15 protein-coding genes are annotated in these 16,994 nt (G+C 70.9%); 10 read left to right on the plus strand and 5 right to left on the minus strand.

All coding sequences use genetic code 11. The features are described 5' to 3' along the window. The first annotated feature begins 225 nt into the window (after positions 1 to 225). From ACQPZX_RS35845 to ACQPZX_RS35860, 4 genes are all read left to right on the plus strand, one after another. Positions 226 to 2,055, plus strand: coding sequence for a cellulose-binding protein (locus tag ACQPZX_RS35845; RefSeq protein ID WP_433365447.1), 1,830 nt, complete (start codon positions 226 to 228; stop codon positions 2,053 to 2,055). 83 nt (positions 2,056 to 2,138) lie between these two features. After that, positions 2,139 to 3,119 (plus strand): cellulose binding domain-containing protein, encoded by a 981-nt coding sequence (locus ACQPZX_RS35850; RefSeq protein WP_433365450.1) that lies wholly within the window; start codon positions 2,139 to 2,141, stop codon positions 3,117 to 3,119. Between the two features lie 55 nt (positions 3,120 to 3,174). Continuing rightward, complete coding sequence (locus tag ACQPZX_RS35855) at positions 3,175 to 3,408, plus strand: hypothetical protein (RefSeq protein WP_433365453.1); 234 nt, start codon at positions 3,175 to 3,177, stop codon at positions 3,406 to 3,408. A 114-nt stretch (positions 3,409 to 3,522) separates the two neighbouring features. Continuing rightward, the gene (locus tag ACQPZX_RS35860) at positions 3,523 to 5,766 is read left to right on the plus strand and encodes a glycoside hydrolase family 3 N-terminal domain-containing protein (RefSeq protein WP_433365456.1); all 2,244 of its coding nucleotides are present in this window, start codon (positions 3,523 to 3,525) and stop codon (positions 5,764 to 5,766) included. Here ACQPZX_RS35860 and ACQPZX_RS35865 read toward each other — a convergent pair. Beyond that, a complete protein-coding gene (locus ACQPZX_RS35865; RefSeq protein ID WP_433385605.1) occupies positions 5,753 to 6,433 on the minus strand; it encodes a GNAT family N-acetyltransferase in 681 nt (226 codons plus the stop codon). The two genes, ACQPZX_RS35860 and ACQPZX_RS35865, sit on opposite strands and share 14 nt — an antisense overlap. A gap of 10 nt (positions 6,434 to 6,443) precedes the next feature. On the opposite strand from ACQPZX_RS35865, the gene ACQPZX_RS35870 reads away from it, so the two are divergent. Next, positions 6,444 to 7,142, plus strand: coding sequence for a SanA/YdcF family protein (locus ACQPZX_RS35870; protein WP_433365459.1), 699 nt, complete (start codon positions 6,444 to 6,446; stop codon positions 7,140 to 7,142). A gap of 66 nt (positions 7,143 to 7,208) precedes the next feature. Here the strand turns inward: ACQPZX_RS35870 and ACQPZX_RS35875 are convergent, their stop codons facing one another. Next, positions 7,209 to 7,823 (minus strand): hypothetical protein, encoded by a 615-nt coding sequence (locus tag ACQPZX_RS35875; RefSeq protein WP_433365462.1) that lies wholly within the window; start codon positions 7,821 to 7,823, stop codon positions 7,209 to 7,211. A 229-nt stretch (positions 7,824 to 8,052) separates the two neighbouring features. Here ACQPZX_RS35875 and ACQPZX_RS35880 point away from each other — a divergent pair, with 229 nt between their 5' ends. From ACQPZX_RS35880 to ACQPZX_RS35890, 3 genes are all read left to right on the plus strand, one after another. After that, on the plus strand, positions 8,053 to 8,757 hold the full coding sequence (locus tag ACQPZX_RS35880; RefSeq protein WP_433365465.1) for a hypothetical protein: 705 nt from the start codon (positions 8,053 to 8,055) through the stop codon (positions 8,755 to 8,757). 289 nt (positions 8,758 to 9,046) lie between these two features. After that, positions 9,047 to 10,429 carry a M20/M25/M40 family metallo-hydrolase gene (locus ACQPZX_RS35885; RefSeq protein ID WP_433365467.1) on the plus strand — a complete coding sequence of 461 codons (1,383 nt, stop codon included), beginning with the start codon at positions 9,047 to 9,049 and terminating at the stop codon, positions 10,427 to 10,429. Positions 10,430 to 10,475: 46 nt separating this feature from the next. Next, complete coding sequence (locus tag ACQPZX_RS35890; protein WP_433365470.1) at positions 10,476 to 11,546, plus strand: DUF3616 domain-containing protein; 1,071 nt, start codon at positions 10,476 to 10,478, stop codon at positions 11,544 to 11,546. Between the two features lie 143 nt (positions 11,547 to 11,689). On the opposite strand, the gene ACQPZX_RS35895 is transcribed toward ACQPZX_RS35890, so the two are convergent. Beyond that, positions 11,690 to 13,579: an FtsX-like permease family protein gene (locus tag ACQPZX_RS35895; RefSeq protein ID WP_433365473.1), complete on the minus strand. Its 1,890-nt coding sequence runs from the start codon at positions 13,577 to 13,579 to the stop codon at positions 11,690 to 11,692. Positions 13,580 to 13,584: 5 nt separating this feature from the next. After that, complete coding sequence (locus tag ACQPZX_RS35900) at positions 13,585 to 14,433, minus strand: ABC transporter ATP-binding protein (protein ID WP_433365476.1); 849 nt, start codon at positions 14,431 to 14,433, stop codon at positions 13,585 to 13,587. A gap of 88 nt (positions 14,434 to 14,521) precedes the next feature. Between ACQPZX_RS35900 and ACQPZX_RS35905 the strand changes: the two genes are divergently transcribed. Next, on the plus strand, positions 14,522 to 14,992 hold the full coding sequence (locus ACQPZX_RS35905; RefSeq protein WP_433365479.1) for a hypothetical protein: 471 nt from the start codon (positions 14,522 to 14,524) through the stop codon (positions 14,990 to 14,992). A gap of 95 nt (positions 14,993 to 15,087) precedes the next feature. Then, entirely contained in the window at positions 15,088 to 15,993 is a 906-nt protein-coding gene (locus ACQPZX_RS35910) for a helix-turn-helix domain-containing protein (protein WP_433365482.1), read from the plus strand. Here ACQPZX_RS35910 and ACQPZX_RS35915 read toward each other — a convergent pair. Further along, positions 15,990 to 16,991 carry an LLM class flavin-dependent oxidoreductase gene (locus ACQPZX_RS35915; protein WP_433365485.1) on the minus strand — a complete coding sequence of 334 codons (1,002 nt, stop codon included), beginning with the start codon at positions 16,989 to 16,991 and terminating at the stop codon, positions 15,990 to 15,992. The genes ACQPZX_RS35910 and ACQPZX_RS35915 overlap by 4 nt on opposite strands. Between the last annotated feature and the right edge of the window lie 3 nt (positions 16,992 to 16,994).

Consider the following 16,994-nt stretch of genomic DNA (forward strand, 5'->3'; position numbering starts at 1 on the left):
TGGCGCCGATGCTACGACCGCTCAAGGGCGCCGGGCAAGGAGCTTACTCAAGATCAATGCAACAAACCTGCAAACGGAACTCATTGACCCGAGTATTTGGCGGGACAAGGATTTTCAGCACGGAATACCGTCCCCTCGGAACCGCCCCGGATCCGTTCCCCTCCGGCCGCGGCACATTTGCCTGTGCATTTTCGCGGTTCCGAATTGCGACAAGGAGAAATGCGCATGGCACCCCACCCTCGCGCGCGGCGCCTGCGGCGTCTCGCCGGTGTCGGCGGCCTGGTCACGCTGGTCACGGCGGGCCTGTTCGTCACCGTCACGAACGCCGAGGCGGCCACCGTCTTCAGCGCCGACTTCGAGAACGGCAGCGCCGGCGGCTGGTCCAAGTCCGGCGGCACCTGGTCGGTCGTCGCCGACGGCTCGCAGGTCCTGCAGCAGTCCGACACCGGCAGCGAGCGCGCCCGCGAGTTCGCCGGCGACTCCGGCTGGACCAACTACTCGGTGCAGGCCCGGGTCAAGGCCACGTCGTTCGCCTCCACCGCGAGCGTCGTGTCGCTGACCGCGCGCGCGAGCGGCGCGACCAAAATGTACAGATTGTCGCTGACGGGCGCCAACAAGATCCAGCTCGAGACCATGAACGGCTCGACAATTTCGGTTCTTGCAAGCATAAACCAGACAATCTCCACGAGTACGTTTTATACGCTCAAGCTGACGCTCAACGGCACCACGATCAGCGGCAGCGTCAACGGCGCCACGGTCGGCAGCGCGACCGACTCGACGATCAGCGCCGGGCGGATCGGCCTGCTCACCGAGCACGCCGCAGGCCGTTTCGACGACGTGATCGTGGACAACGGCGGCGGCGGGACCCCGACCACGCCGCCCACGACCACCCCGACCACGCCGCCCACCACCCCACCGACGACGCCGCCGACAACCCCGCCGACGACACCGCCCACCACCCCGCCCACCAGCGGCGCGATCTACGCGGCTCCCAACGGCACGGCGGGCGCGGCCGGCACCCAGTCGGCGCCCACCACGGTCGCCGACGCGCTGACCAGGATCGCCGCGGGCGGCACGATCTACCTGCGCGGCGGGACCTACAACCTCTCCTCGACAGTGACCATCGCGCCCGGGAACAACGGCACTTCCAGCGCCAGAAAGACGCTCTCGGCGTACCCGAATGAAGTCCCGATCTTGAATTTCTCGGCCCAGGCGGAGGACTCGGCGAATCGCGGGCTCGCCGTGAACGGCAACTACTGGCGCGTGTACGGGATCGTGGTCGAACGGGCCGGCGACAACGGCATCTTCGTGGGTGGCAGCAACAACATCATCGAGCGCACGGTGACCCGTTTCAACCACGACACCGGCCTGCAGCTCTCGCGGATCGCGTCGGACACCCCGCAGGCGCAGTGGCCGGCCAACAACCTGATCGTCAGCGCCGAGTCGCACGACAACGCGGACTCGGACGGTGAGGACGCGGACGGCTTCGCCGCGAAGCTGACCGTCGGGAGCGGCAACATCTTCCGGTACGACGTCTCGCACAACAACATCGACGACGGCTGGGACCTGTACACGAAGGACGACACCGGCGCGATCGGCCCGGTCACCATCGAGTACTCGCTGTCCTACAACAACGGCACGCTCAGCGACGGCTCGCAGGCCGGCGCCGGCGACCGCAACGGCTACAAGCTGGGCGGCGAGGACATCGCGGTCAACCACACCGTCACGCACAGCATCGCCTACCGGAACGGGAAGCACGGCTTCACGTACAACAGCAACCCGGGCTCGATGACGATCTCCAACAACGTCGCGGTCGACAACACCGAGCGGAACTTCTCGTTCGACGCGGGCACCTCGGTGTTCCGCAACAACACCTCGTGCCGCAGTTCGAGTGGCACCAACGACCGCATCATCGGCAACTCGGACAGCTCCAACCAGTTCTGGTCGGGCACGAACGGCTCCCGTTGCACCACCTACAGCGGGGCGCTGGGCTGGTCGTTCGCCTCGAGCGGCACGCTGCAGGTGACCTTCGCCGGCAAGGTCGTCAACCCCTAGGCCCCTGTGGCCGGGCCGGCTTCCCACGAGCCGGCCCGGCCACAGGCGTTGACAGCTGTCTATCTCTAATGGACGGTCGAAGCATGCCTCGTCCTCACTTGTGGCTCGCCGCGACCGCCCTGGCCGCCGCGGCCGCAGTCCCCGCCCTCGCCGCACCCACTCCCACCGACCTCCAGGCCACCGCCGTCACCCCGGTCTCGGTCACGCTGTCCTGGACGGCCTCGCCGGGCGCCACCGGCTACCAGATCACCTACTACCAGGCCTTCAACGACGTGATCTGGTCACAGCCCGTCGGTAACGTCACCACCGCGACGGTCACCGGCTACATCCTGCCGACCCGGCAGTACTCGTTCCGGGTCAGCGCCCTCGACGCCGGCGGCTACTCGCCGGCCAGCAACACGGTCACCGTCGTCACCCCGGCCTCCACCACCGGGGACACGACGCCGCCGGCCACGCCCGCGAACTTCCGGATCGTCGCGGTCACCCCCGACGGCCCGGCGCTGGCCTGGGACCCCGCCACCGACAACGTCGGCGTCACCGGGTACGACGTCTACCTCTTCGACGGCTGGTACACCTCGACGCTGCTCGCCTCCACCACCAGCACCGCGGCCACCGTCCCGTTCGGCAACTCGAGCACCGGCATGCGCAACTACTACGTGCGGGCTCGCGACGCCGCCGGGAACGTCTCGATCGCCACCCCGACCGTCCGGGCGCAGCCGCCGACCACGACGACGCCGCCGCCCACACTTTGCACGGTCGCCTACAAGACGACCTCGGAATGGACCGGCGGATTCGTGGCCGACGTCACCGTGACCAATGCGAGGACGACCGCGGTCGAGGGCTGGATCCTGGCCCTGACCCTGGGCGGCGACCAGACCGTCTCGCAGGCCTGGAACGCGACCTTCACCCAGTCGGGCTCGACGGTCACGCTCACCGGCGAGCGCTGGAACCGCACGATCCCGGCCGGCGGCACCGCCAGCGCCGGACTGCTGGGCCGCTGGCGTACGAGCAATGCCGCCCCCACCGCCGCGACCCTGAACGGCGCCGCCTGCGCCCTGGCCTAGGTATGCGGGGGCAGCCCCGGCCGGGGAAACGGGCAGGGGTGATATGACTGACCGCATGGCAGACAAGACGATCATCGCGATCCGGGAGGCCTCGGCCGCTTACGCCGAGGCCGTCCGGACCACCCAGCGCTTCTTCGACAAGGTCGAGGACACCGACGACCCCTCGGTCCTGGTCGAGTACGCGACGCTCGTGGAGCGCGAGAAAGAGGCCGCGGAGGCCCGGCTGGACGCCATCGTGGCCGCGGGTATCGAGGCGCCGAGCATCGATGAAAGTGATTCAGATAGCTGAGTGAACAGTTCCGGAACCGGGGCGGGGTGCCGGAACCGGTTCCGGACTGGAAGACTGCCGGTTGTTAGCGTTCCACAGACCGTGCCACCGCGGTCGTGACGACCGGAGGCACGAGTGTCCGCTGATCTTCTTCCGTACCGGGATCCGGCCCTGCCCGTCGAGCAGCGCGTCGAAGACCTGCTCGCCCGCATGACCTTGCCGGAGAAGGTCGGCCAGATGCTCCAGCTGGACGCCCGCAACGACGTCAAGGAGATCGTCAGCGAGAAGCTGGCCGGCTCGATCCTGCACACGTCGCCGGCGAAGATGCTGGAGGCGATCGACCTGGTCGCCAAGACCCGGCTGCAGATCCCGCTGCTCACCGCCGAGGACTGCATCCACGGCCACTCCTTCTGGCCGGGCGCCACGATCTTCCCGACCCAGCTGGCGATGGCCGCGACCTGGGACGCCGCCCTGGTCGAGCGGGCCGCCCGGGTCACCGCCCTGGAGGTGGCCGCGACCGGCATCCACCAGACCTTCTCCCCGGTCCTGTGCATCACCCGCGACCTGCGGTGGGGCCGGGTCGACGAGACCTTCGGCGAGGACCCGCACCTGATCGGCGAGCTGGGCGCCGCGATGGTCCGCGGCTACCAGGGCGAGGGCCTGGCCGACCCGACCGGCATCCTCGCCACCGCCAAGCACTTCGCCGGCTACTCCGAGACGCAGGGCGGCCGGGACGCCAGCGAGGCCGACATCAGCCCGCGCAAGCTGCGCTCGTGGTTCCTGCCGCCGTTCGAGCGGGTCGCGCGCGAGGGCTGCGAGGTCTTCATGCTCGGCTACCAGTCGATGGACGGCGTGCCGATCACCGCGAACAAGTGGCTGCTCAACGACGTGCTCAAGGGGGAGTGGGGCTTCACCGGCACGCTGGTCACCGACTGGGACAACGTCGGCCGGATGGTCTGGGAGCAGAAGGTCTGCGCCGACTACGCCGAGGCCGCGGCGGTCGCGGTGCGGGCCGGCAACGACCTGGTCATGGTGACGCCGGGCTTCTTCGAGGGCGCTCAGGAGGCGGTCGCGCGCGGGCTGCTGCGCGAGGAGGAGATCGACGCCGCGGTCCGCCGGATCCTGCGGCTCAAGTTCCAGATGGGCCTCTTCGAGGACCCGCGGGCGCCGTCGTCGGAGCGCCAGCGCGAGGTCATCGGCATTCCCGCACACGCCGACCTGAACCTCGAAGTCGCGCGGCGATCGCTGGTGCTGCTGCGCAACGACGGGCTTCTGCCCATAAATAAGGAAAAATTCCGACGGATCGCCGTCATCGGGCCGAACGCCGATCACCCGCAATCCCAGCTCGGCGACTGGGCCGGAAATTCCGGACAAGTCGACTGGATGCCCGACGGCCATCCGCGCGAGCTGATCGAGACGGTGCTCGACGGCGTCCGTTCGGTCGCGCCGGGCAATTGGGATATTACGTACGCCCGGGGCGCCGACATCGAGCGTCTGGTCCCCGACCCCGAAGGCGAGACCTACCCGGACGGCCAGCCCCGCCCGCCGATCTCGCAGGGCGCGCCGGTCGACGGCCACCTGATCTCGCTCGCCCGCGACGAGGCGATCCGGGCCGACTACGCGATCGTGGTCGTCGGCGACACGGTCAACCTCACCGGCGAGCACAAGTCGACGGCGACGCTCGAGCTGCAGGGCGGCCAGATCGCGCTGCTCGACGCCATCGCGGCCACCAAGACCCCGATGATCGTGGTGCTGCTCAACTCGAAGCCGTGCGTCCTGCCCGGCTCCGCGCTCAACGCTGCGGCGATCATCCAGGCGTTCAACCCTGGCATGCGCGGCGGGCGGGCCATCGCCGAGCTGGTCCTGGGCCTGATCGAGCCGAGCGGGCGGATGCCGCTGTCGGTGCCGCGCCACGTCGGCCAGCAGCCGGTCTACTACAACCAGATCCGCGGGCAGCACGGCAAGCGCTACGCCGACCTCACGCAGGAGCCGCTGTTCGTCTTCGGCGAGGGCTTGTCGTACACGACGGTCGGCTACAGCGACCTGACCGTGTCGCCTTCGGTGGAGAAAACCGGGACGATCCGGGCGGAGGTCACGCTCACGAACACCGGCGCGAGGCCGTCGCTGGAAACAGTTCAGGCGTACGTCAGCGACCTGGTCACCAGCGTCACGTGGGCGGTCAAGGAGCTGAAGGCGTACCGGCAGGTCACCGTGCCGGCGGGCGAGTCGGTCACGGTCACCGTCGAGGTCCCGGCGGAGGCGTGCTCGCTGGTCACCGCCGACGGCCGGCGCGTCGTCGAGCCCGGCGACTTCGAGTTGCTGGTCGGCCCGTCCTCCCGCGACCGCGACCTGCTGCGGGCGTCCTTCAGCATTCGTTGAGGCGGGCCGCGGCGACTCGTTTCAAGTCAAAGCCGAGTTTCGCGTACGTGTTGAGCGCGCCCACGTTCCAGTAGTCCACCATCAGCCCGACCCGCTCCCGCCCGGCCAGCAGCTCGTTCGTCACGAACGCGCACAGCTGCCGGGCGAGGCCGCGCCCCCGGGCCTCCGGGCGGGTCGCCACCCCGGCCAGGAGCCCGATCTCGGCGGTCGACCAGGCGTCCGCGGCGACGGCCAGCAGTGTTCCGTCGTCGCCGCGAATGCCCGCCCAACGTTCGACTCCGGGCGCGCCCGGTTTCGCGTACGAGTCGGGAAATGCCTGCTCGATCAGCGCCGCAACCCGCGGCAGCTCGTCCGGGTGCAGCCACGTCGCGCTGGTTTTCGCGGCCGGCACGGGCGCGGTGACATCCATCCAGCCGAACTTGCCGTCGACCTCGAACCCCGGGATCAGCTCGGCCACCGAGACGATGACCTCCTCGGCGCCGATCGGCCGGTAAGTATTTTTGATATTTGCCAGCACCTCGTCGCTGAGCAGGCGCGCGACCGCCTCCGGCTCGCCGTGGATCGCCAGCCGGTCGCGGCGGCTCAGGTTCGCGCAGGCGACGGCGATCGCGTCCGGCCGCTCCCAGATCCTCGCCCCCGGCTGTCCCGCCGCCCACCGCGCCACCATCACGCCGCCCATGTTGACACGGCCTGGCATCGTCAGCCGCGTGCTGATCCGCCTGCTGCGCCGCCTCCTCTTCCCGGCCGCGCTCCTCACGGCCCTGGCGGTGGTCGCGATGGCGTCCTGCTCACTCTGGGTGCGCATCGAGGCCGCCGGTCACGTGTACGACGAGCAGACGGTCCCCGCGGCGCCGGTAGCGATCGTCCTCGGCGCCGAGGTCTACCCCGGCGGCACCCCGTCGCCGTTCCTGGCCGCCCGCCTGAACATCGCCCAGCGCCTGCTGGAGGCCGGGAAGGTGCGCGCCATCCTGGTCTCCGGCGACCACAGCCGCTGGGACTACGACGAGCCCGGCGCCATGCAGGTCTACCTGGTCGCCCGCGGCGTGCCGGCCCAGCAGGTGGTGCTCGACTACGCCGGCTTCGACACCTACGACTCGTGCGCCCGCGCCAAGCGCGTCTTCGGCGTCACCAAGGCCATCGTGGTCACCCAGACCTACCACATCGACCGAGCCGTGGCCCTGTGCCGCGACCAGGGCATCGAGGCCACCGGCGTCGGCGACGACTCGGTCCGCATCTACCGGGACCCGTGGGCCCACTCGATGTTCCGCGAGCGCGGCGCCATCGTGAAGGCCGCCGCGGACGCCCTCTCCCACCGCGATCCGGTCTACCTGGGCCGCCACGAGCCCGGCATCGACGAGGCCCTCCGCCTGAGCTGACCCATCTGGCCGCGGCGCGTGCGCGTTCCAGTCCGCCGGCCCGCGCGCGTCATTTCGCTCTGCGAGTCAGTCGTGGAGCTTGCCGCGGCGACGATCGATGTCGCGTTGGATGTCCGGGTCCCAGCTGGAGGCGTCCCAGTCGTCGCTGGTCGGCGTAGGTCCCTTGGGCGCGAACGGGTCGCCCCCGCTGACCAGGTCGGCGCCGACCGCTCCGCCCGGGTTGACGCGGCCGCGGAACCAGGCACGCGTGTGCCGCAGGCCGGCGACCAGCAGGACCACCGCGACCACGCGCACGACCGCCTGCGCCCAGACGGCGAGCTCGGCCGAGACGATGACCATGATCCCGAGCACGAAACTGACCACGAGCAGCACCAGGAACGTGACGACCGCCCAGATGCCCAGGTGACCGTTCGCCGGAGCGCCGTAGGCACGGGACATCCGCCCGGTGGCTCGCAGCCACGCGATGCTCAGCAGAACCACCACGGCCAGCGTGCCCAGCGCGACCCACCCGAGGAGCCCGCCGAGCACCGCCCAGAAGCTCTTCGCGGGTTCACCGTCCGGAATGGCCAGCAGCGCGGTCGACACGACCGCGCCGACCACCGCGACGATCCCGTAGGCGACCGCCCCCGAGATCAGCCGCCGGGTGGCGGCCGCCCAGTCGGTGACGGTGCCTGGTGGCACCGAGCAGGCGTGGACCTGTCCCGGCGATTCGAGTGTGGAACCGCAAACAACGCAGAGCACGGCAACCCCCCGTGGGTCATCAGGCATCGAGCCCGATGAAGATACCCGGCTTTCCTCACAGCCGCGTCTGTGCCGGTTCTTAGATGATTCTTAGACGCATCGGTACCGGGTTCTCAGCGAGCGCGCCGATTCTTGGGTTCTGAAGTCGCCCCCGGCATGGAGTTCACCGATGACCGATAGTCCCCGCCCCGACGAGCCCACCCAGCCGATCAACCAGCCACCCGCAGGCGCGCCACCGGCCGGCCCCGCACAGCCGCACCTCGCCGCCCCGGCCCCGGACACCCAGCCGCCTGCATCCTCGGCCGCAGACACGCAGGAGCAGCCCGCCGACGTGCCACACGCCGCGCAGTCAGCCCCGGCCGCGGCCGCTGTGCCGCCCGGCCAGGTGCCGCCCGGCCAGGTGCCGCCCGGCCAGGTGCCGCCCGGCCAGGTGCCGCCCGGCCAGGTGCCGCCCGGCCAGGTGCCGCCCGGCCAGGTGCCGCCGTCTCAGCCCGGCCAGCCCTCTCAGCCCGGCCAGCCGGCGTGGCAGCCGGCCGCCCCGCCGCAGCAGCGCTGGTACAACCGCCGCGTCCCCCTCCTCCTGGCCTTCGCCCTCCTCCTGGCCGGTTGCATCATCGGCGCCGGAGTGGTCGCGGTAGGCGCGATCGCCTCCCACTTCGACAACCACGACCGAGGCCGCCCCGCCATGCACCAGAACGGCCGTGGCCCGGGCGACTGGCGCGGCGACAACGGCCGGCGCAACCGCGACGGCCGAGGCCTCCCGCCCGGCTTCGGCAACCGCCAGAACCCCAACCCCGCCAACCCCAACCCCGGCAACCCCAACCCCGCCCCGACCGCCCCGTCGGCCGCCCCCTCTCCGAGCACCACCTCCTGAGCGAGCCTCACGGGCTGACCCCCGCCGCACGGGCCACCCCACCGCACGGCGAGCCCACCACCCAGCCGAGCCCACCGCCCAGCCGAGCCCACCACCCAGCCGAGCCCACCGCCCAGCCGAGCCCACCGCCCAGCCGAGCCCACCGCGCAGCCGAGCCCACCGCGCAGATCTTGATAAGTCGCCGCCCTCCCAGCGCGCCAACTCATCAGCCTGCCCCCTCCGCTCCCCGGTCGCGATCACCCATCGACACCCATGGACATGTCGCGACCGGGGGACGAGAGTGTTCGGCATGGCCAAGTCGACGAGGCGAACGTTTCTGACGGTGTCCGCGGCGACCATCGCCGCCGGCGTCTCCGGTGAAGGTGAGGCGCTGGCGGCCGGGCGCCACCATCCCTCCCCCGCGCCCGAGCTGCGCGCGATCCTCCGCGAGATCGATCCCAAGCGGATCGAGGCGACCATCCGCCGCCTCGTCGCCTTCGGCACCCGGCACACCCTGTCGGTGCAGGACGACCCCGAGCGCGGCATCGGCGCCGCCCGCGACTGGCTGTTCGCCGAGCTTCAGCGCTACGCCGCCACCTCGTCGGGCCGGATGACGGTCGAGCTCCAATCCTTCATCCAGCCGGTCTCTTCCCGCATTCCGGTGCCGACCCGCATCACCAACGTCGTGGCCACGCTGCGAGGCAGCGTCACACCCCAGCGCGTGTACGTGGTGACCGGCCACTACGACTCGCGAGTGACCGACGTGATGGACGCGACCAGCGACGCCCCCGGCGCCGACGACGACGCCTCCGGCGTGGCGGTCGTGCTCGAGCTGGCCCGGGTGCTCGCCACCCGTACCCCGGAAGCCACCATCGTCTTCGGCGCCGTCGCCGGCGAGGAGCAGGGCCTCTACGGTTCCGACCATATGGCCCAGGTCTTCAAGGACGCCGCCGCGGACGTGCAAGCGATGTTCTCCAACGACATCGTGGGCACCGGCAACGCGCACGACGGCACCGCGAACGACGCGCGCACCGTCCGCCTCTTCGTCGAGGGCGTGCCGACCGCCGAGACCGCCGCCGAGGCGAACATCCGCAGGAGCGTCGGCGGTGAGAACGACGGCCCGTCCCGCCAGCTCGGCCGTTTCGTCGACGACGTGGCCAGCAACGACCAGACCGGCATGCGGGTCCGCCAGATCTGGCGGCGCGACCGCTACCTGCGCGGCAGCGACCACATCTCGTTCCTGCTGCGCGGCTATCCCGCCGCCCGTTTCACCGAGCCCCGGGAGAACTTCGCGCACGAGCACCAGGACGTCCGCGTCGAGAACGGCGTCCAGTACGGCGACCTGATCGAGTTCTGCGACTTCAACTACATCGCCCGGGTCGCCCGCGTGAACGCCGCCGCCCTCTGGGCCCTCGCCCAGGCCCCCGGCACCCCCAAGGGCGTGGTCATCGACACCACCCAGCTCACCAACGAGACCACCCTGCGCTGGCAGCCCAACCCGGAGCCCGACCTGGCCGGTTACGAGATCGTCTGGCGCGAGACCACCGCCCCCGAGTGGACCCACTCCCGCAAGGTAGGCAACGTCACCACCTTCACCATCGACCTCTCCAAGGACAACGTGTTCTTCGGCGTCCGCGCCCTCGACAGCAGCGGCAACCGCAGCCCCGTCGCCGCACCGCAACCGTCAAGCTGACCCGATCGCCGCATGACGCATGCGCGGGAGTGACACCATGTCGACCATGACGGTCGACTACACGGTCCGGCTGCGCTTCGGGGAGACGTCCCGTGCCGCCGCCACGCACACCAACCTGTCCGCGGTCCGGCTGGACGGCCACGTCCTGTGGATCGCCGGCGACGAGACGGCGACCGTCGAGCGCCTGCTGGCCGACCAGCCCGAGAAGGCCACCGAGTTCGGCGACGAGACCACGTTCCGCCTGGCCGACTTCGTGGACCTCCCCGGCGAGGATGTCAACGAGGAAGCCGACGTCGAAGGCCTCGCGCGCGCCGGCCGCTTCCTCTGGGCGGTCGGCTCCCACAGCCTCCGCCGCAAGCAGATCAAAGACCAGCACGAGGGCAAGCAGGCTCTGAAGCGCTTGTCGCGCGTCGAGGGCCAGGACAACCGCCAGATTCTCGTACGCCTACCGATAGCCGACGTAGCTGGCGTCCCCACCCCCGTCCGCGAGATCGAGGTCGACGGCAAGCGCCACCGTGCCGCCTCCCTGCGCCGCCGCGACAACCTCCGCTCCCTCCTGCGCGACGACGAGCACCTGGCCCCGTTCCTCCCCATCCCCGGCAAGGACAACGGCCTCGACATCGAGGGCATAGCCGTCGTGGGAGACCGCGTCTACCTGGGCCTGCGCGGCCCGGTCCTGCGAGGTTGGGCTTTCGTCCTGGAGCTACGCCCGTACGTCTCCGACGACGACCCCGACCGCCTGCGCCTGCGCGACTTCCCCGACGGCCTCCCCTACCGCAAACACGTCCTCGACCTGGAGGGCCTGGGCGTACGAGACCTGTGCCCCGACGGCGAGGACCTCCTGATCCTGGCCGGCCCCACCATGGACCTCGACGGCCCCGTCCGCATCTACCGCTGGCACGAGGCAGCCCGCTCCGAGATCCCGACGATCGTGCGAGACAACCTCATCACCAGAGAGCTGGACCTCTCCTACGGCGAGGGCGACGACCACGCCGAGGGCTTGAGCATGCTGGGCACCGACCGAGTCCTGGTCGTCTACGACAGCCCCGCAAATCACCGCCTGACCAACGACGGCGCCGTCATCGCCGACGTAGTGCTCCTACCACCCAAACCCTGACCGGCCCCACGCGCCCGTAGCCGACATTTCCGAAATGTCGGCAAACGCGAGATGATGCCCGGCCTCCAGGGGTTGCCGGGGCCAGGCATTGCGGGTCGCTGGCGCCGGCCCGCGCGGGTTGCGGGGGCCGGACATCGCAGCGGCTACTCCCGGGCGGCGAGCAAGGTGATCGGCGCGCGGCGGGTCGCGGACCACGAGGTGATCAGGCTGGTCGCGCCGGTCACCACCAGCGCCACCGCACACACCGCCCCGATCAGCGGCCACGGCAGGGTCAGGGTGCCCTGGCCCGTCACCGCTGCGGTGGAAGCCACGGCGGCCAGGACGGCGCCTGCCGCAGCTACGGCGCCCAGGATCAGGCCTGCCACCGTCACCGCCGAGGACTCCAGCAACGCCGACCGGATCACCTGAGCCCGGGTCAGGCCGGTAATGCGGGCTTCGGCGAACTCGCGGCGGCGGGCGGCGGCGCCGATCACCACCGAGTTGACCACGCCGATCAGGGCGTAGAGGCCGCCCAGGCCCATCACGACCAGCATGATCTTGTCGCTGATCTCGCTGCGGGACTTGGCGTCGGATTTCAGCCATTCATCGAGGGTGGAGACCCCGCCGATCCGCGACAGCGCGGCCCGGGTGGCGCCCGCGTCGGTGCCGGACTCAAGCGTCACGAACGAACGGGTCGGCGACTTGGCCATCACGTCGGCAGGCACGAGGCCGGGCGGCAGCAGAAGGTTCGCCCCGCCGCTCATCGTGGCAGGAACGGCCGCGACCACCGGCACCGCTCCGAGGTCAGCGCCGGGCAGCTTCACCCGAACCGTGCCGTGGGTCGGCACGTCCCCGCCCGGCCCTGCCGCCACCGCCCGACCGCTCAGGGCGGCCAGCGAGCCGGTGGAGTGGGCCGCGGCGTAGGCGGCAGGGTCGATGACCAACGCCGAACCGGTCTCGGACTCGATGTCCTCGCCCGAGCCGGTGGTCAGCGTGACCGGGACCGAGGTCTCGGTCGACGCGGACGCCACGCCAGGTGCCGCGAGGACCGCGGCAGCGGCCGGGCCGGTGGTTTCGACGACCAGGTCGGCGTGGGTCTGGCGGCGCAGCTCGTCGATGCCGGAATCGGTGAACGACGCGCTGGCGGCCGACGTGCCGACGACCAGCGCGACCAGGACGATCAGCGGGGCCGCGATCGAGGAGCTGCGGCGGCGCGCGTCCCACAGGTTGGCCCGGGCCAGCGCGCCGGCCACCCCGGAGCCGGTGGGCAGCAGGCGGCCGAGCAGCGGCACCACGAGGGGGCTCAATGCGGCGGCGGCGACGGCCGCGGGGAGCGGGACGTTCATCGCCATGGCGGGACCGCCGGCGGGGCCGCCGTGCGGGGCGACGATGATCAGGGCCAGGGCGCCGCCGAAGAAGATCAGGCCGGCCAGCCAGCGGGTCACGGTCATGACCCGGGACGCCTCGCCGGTCTCGCGCAGGGCCTCCAGCGGGCGGACCCGGGCCGCCCGGCGGGCCGCGACCATCGCGCCGGCCACGGCCAGGACGATGCCGGTGCCGAAGGAGACGGCCAGGATCCACTTCCGCCACTCGCCCTCGAAGCCGGGCGGGACGAAGCCCATGCTGCGCATCATCCGGGTCTGCGCCGACATGACCACCAGGCCGAGGGGCACGCCGGCCGCCGCGCCGAGGCCGCCGAGCAGCACCGCCTCGCCCAGGAGCAGGCGGCGCACCTGGCCCCGGCTGCCGCCGACCAGGCGCAGCAGGGCGAGGTCGCGACGGCGCTGGGCCACGGTGAAGGCGAACGTGGAGCTGATGATGAAGCCGGCCAGGAACGTCGCGATGCCCAGCACCAGGCCGAGCATCGAGACGACCGCGGCGGTGTTGTCGGAGAACTCCATCCGCTCGGCCTCGCTCAGGCCGGCCGGCGGGTCGTAGGTGGCCGCCGAGATCAGCAGCAGGAGCGACGACTGGACGAGCGCGACGCCCAGGGTCACGGAGAGGAACGCGCCGGCGAACAGCTGCCAGCGCTCGGCCAGGCCGGCCCGGCTCATGCCCATCATCGCCCGGCCTCCCAAGAAGCCGAAGCCGAACGCGGAGCCGAAGCCGAAGCCGAACGCGGAGCCGAAGCCGAACCCGGAGCCGAAGCCGAACCCGGAGCCCCAGCCTCCCAGCTGGCCAGCCGGTCCGCGACCTCGCGCGGCCCAGCCCCGGCCAGGCGGTCGACAACCCGGCCGTCCCGCAGGAAGACCACGGCGTCGGCCCGAGCGGCCGCGAGGGGGTCGTGGGTGACCATCACGATGCTCTGGCCCGCGTCGGCCATCTGGCGCAGCAGGTCGAGCACGATGTGGGCGGCCGACGAGTCGAGCGCGCCGGTGGGCTCGTCGGCGAAGAGCACCTCGGGCCGGGTGACCATGGCGCGGGCGATGGCGACGCGCTGCTGCTGGCCGCCGGAGAGCTCGCGCGGGCGATGCTTGGCCCGGTCGGCCAGGCCGACGGCGGCGAGGGTCTCGCGGACCTCGGCGCCGCGCGGGCGGCGACCGGCCAGGCGCAGCGGCAGCGCCACATTTTGCGCGGCGGTGAGCGAGCCGATGAGGTTGAAGCTCTGGAAGACGAAGCCGATGCGGGTGCGCCGCAGCGCGGTGAGGGCACGGTCGCCGATGGCGGTGAGGTCGGTGTCGCCGAGCAGCACCTGGCCGCCGTCGACCCGCTCGAGGCCGGCGGCGCAGTGCAGCAGGGTGGATTTGCCGGATCCGGAGGGGCCCATCACGGCCGTCCAGCCACCGCGGGGAAATTCGAGTGTCACATTGTCGACAGCCCGCACCGCGCCGGTGCCGCGGCCGTAGACCCGGCTCACCCCGCGGAGCGTGACGGCCGCATCAGCCCTGGTCATGGTCGTTGTCGTCATGCCTAGAACGCTATTGAGGACAACGACGGAAGTCGCTGCGGCGGGCACCCGTCCTGAGGGTGGTGCCAGCACTACCTATGGTCGTGCCATGGCAAAAAGGCGGAGATGGCCGTGGGTGGTGGCGCTTGTCGTGGTGGTCGCGCTTGCCGGAGGTGCGGCATTTCTTCTCGTACGGGATCCGCTTACGCTCCCGGGCGATCACGAGGTCGACGTGTACGCGGTGAACGACGGCATCTCGACCGAGGTCAGCAAGCCGCCCGGCCTGTTCGGCCGCCTGCTCGGCATGTGTGACGCCGACACGCACTACGCGAAGGCCGGCGACCGCCATCTGTGCCTGGTGCTCAACGGGCCGCTCGGCACGGTCCGCGCGAGCCGCGAGGACGGCCAGGTCAAGGTGGCGAAAGACCAGGTCGCGAGCCTGAAGACCATGGCCGCTCAGGACACCGGCACGCCCCAGCCGACCGCCACCCTGGTGCTGATGTCGGGCGGCCCGGCGGCCCTGATCCCGGTCGCCGATCTGTCCGGCGACGCCCCGGTGAGCGTGCCCGCCCTGGGCTGAGACGTGACACTTGCCTGACTCGCCGCGCACCGCACGTCACATTGCGTCGTCAACAGTCCGCGTAGATACTTGTAAGCCCGCTATGAGGTGACTCCATGACGGACGATCTCTCCGGCCGGACAGCGTTTGCCGACGCCCTGGCCAGGCTCCGGACGAGCCGTGGACTGAACAAGAAGGATCTGGCGCGGATGATGGGCTTCGACCCGTCCTACGTCAGTCACGTGGAGAACGGACGGCACCGCCCGACGCTGGAATTCGCGGCCCGGGCCGACGCCGTCCTCCGGACGGGCGGCGAGTTGTCGGCCGCCTTCGAGGAATTCCTCGCCGAGACGAACACCCAGCAGACCCACCCGTCACCGCGCACGACCCGCACGGTCGTGCAGATGTCGCGTGGCCTGGTGGTGCGCCGCGAGGAGGCGGCGCTCACCCTCGGCGACGACGGCTACTACCGCATCCGCATCCTGCGCGACGTGCACAACGCGGGCGACCAACCGGTCACCCGCTTCCCGGTCCGCATCGAGGTCGACGCCCATCCCGCCGACCCGACGCTGTCGCGCGACTTCTACCGGGACAACCCGATCACGCTGGCGGAGCTGGACTTCCAAGCCACCTTCGACGGCGAGCCGGCCCGCTGGGAACTGGTGAAGGACTGCGACGCGTACAAGAAGATCTATGTCTTTTTCGAACCTCGCGGCCTCCCGGCGCCGATCTATCCGGGGCGATCGGCCACGATCGTCTGCGCCTATCGGGTGCACGCCACGAAATGGGGCAACTGGTTCGAGAGGGAGATCCGCTGGCCCACCGAGCAACTGTCGGTGCAACTGCGCTTCCCCGACAGCATGGGCGTGCGGCTGACCGGCCGTGAGGTCACCTGGAGCGGCGACCGCACCCTGCCCACCGAGCTGACCTCGGCCACCCGCGACGGCATGACGAACTACTCGTGGAGCACCGCCGTGCCGCCGCTGACCAATCAATACCGTTTCGACTGGAAGGTCGCCTAGCCCCGCGGCTGCCAGCCGAGCGCCGGGCCCAGCTTCGTCGCTATGTCGGTGAGGATCTGCACGTAGTCGGCATGCTCGAAGCTGAACGGCAACGCGAACGCCACCTCGTCGATCTCGCGGAACGCCACGTGATCGGCGAGGCGGGCGGCGATCTCGGCTGAGCTGCCCACGTAGTCGAGGGAGAAGAGCATCCGCGCTGGGCCTTGGGGCTCCAGGGTCCGCGGGGTGCGCTTCTCGGCGTACGCGTGATATTTGGCCTTTTGTTCCTCGGTCGCGGAATCGGTCGGGATCACCACCAGGCCCTGGGAGACGCGGGCCTTCTCGCCGTCGGGGTGGTGGGCGCGGAACGTGCGGATGTGGGAGAGTTGGATCTCGGCGAAGTCCTCGCCTTCCTCGGCCTTGACGACGCTGCTGGTCAGGAAGTTCATGCCGTTCTCGCTGGCCCACTGGGCGGAGCGGAGGCTGGCGCCGCCGTACCACATGCGGCTGCCGAGGCCCGGCGAGTGCGGCTCGACGCGGGACGAGAAGACCTCGAAACCCTCGACGCCGCTGAAATCGGTGGCCTGCTCACCGCGTACGAAATCAAGCAGTCGCCGGACCCGGCGGTAGCTGAAGTCCTCGGCGGCGGCCGTGTCGGGGTAGAGCGCGCCTTTGACCTGCTCGTAGTGCATCGGCGGGCCGACGCTGACGCCGGGATTGAGGCGGCCGCCGGAGAGGAGGTCGACGGTGGCCAGGTCCTCGGCGAGGCGCAGCGGGTTTTCCCAGCCCAGCGGGATCACCGCGGTGCCCAGCTCGATCTTGGAGGTGCGCTGGGAGGCGGCGGCCAGCACGGCGACCGGCGACGAGATGCCGTACTGGAGGTGCCGGTGCCGCACCCAGGCGCTGTCGAAGCCCAGGTCCTCCCCCAGCTTGATGACCTCCAGGGTCGACTCGTGGCCGGGACGCGGGTCGTTGCCGTCGAACAGCCCGATGGTGAGGAAGCCGAGCTTGCGCAGCATGGG

This window comes from Actinoplanes sp. CA-142083, from assembly GCF_050942195.1.
Taxonomy (GTDB): domain Bacteria; phylum Actinomycetota; class Actinomycetes; order Mycobacteriales; family Micromonosporaceae; genus Actinoplanes.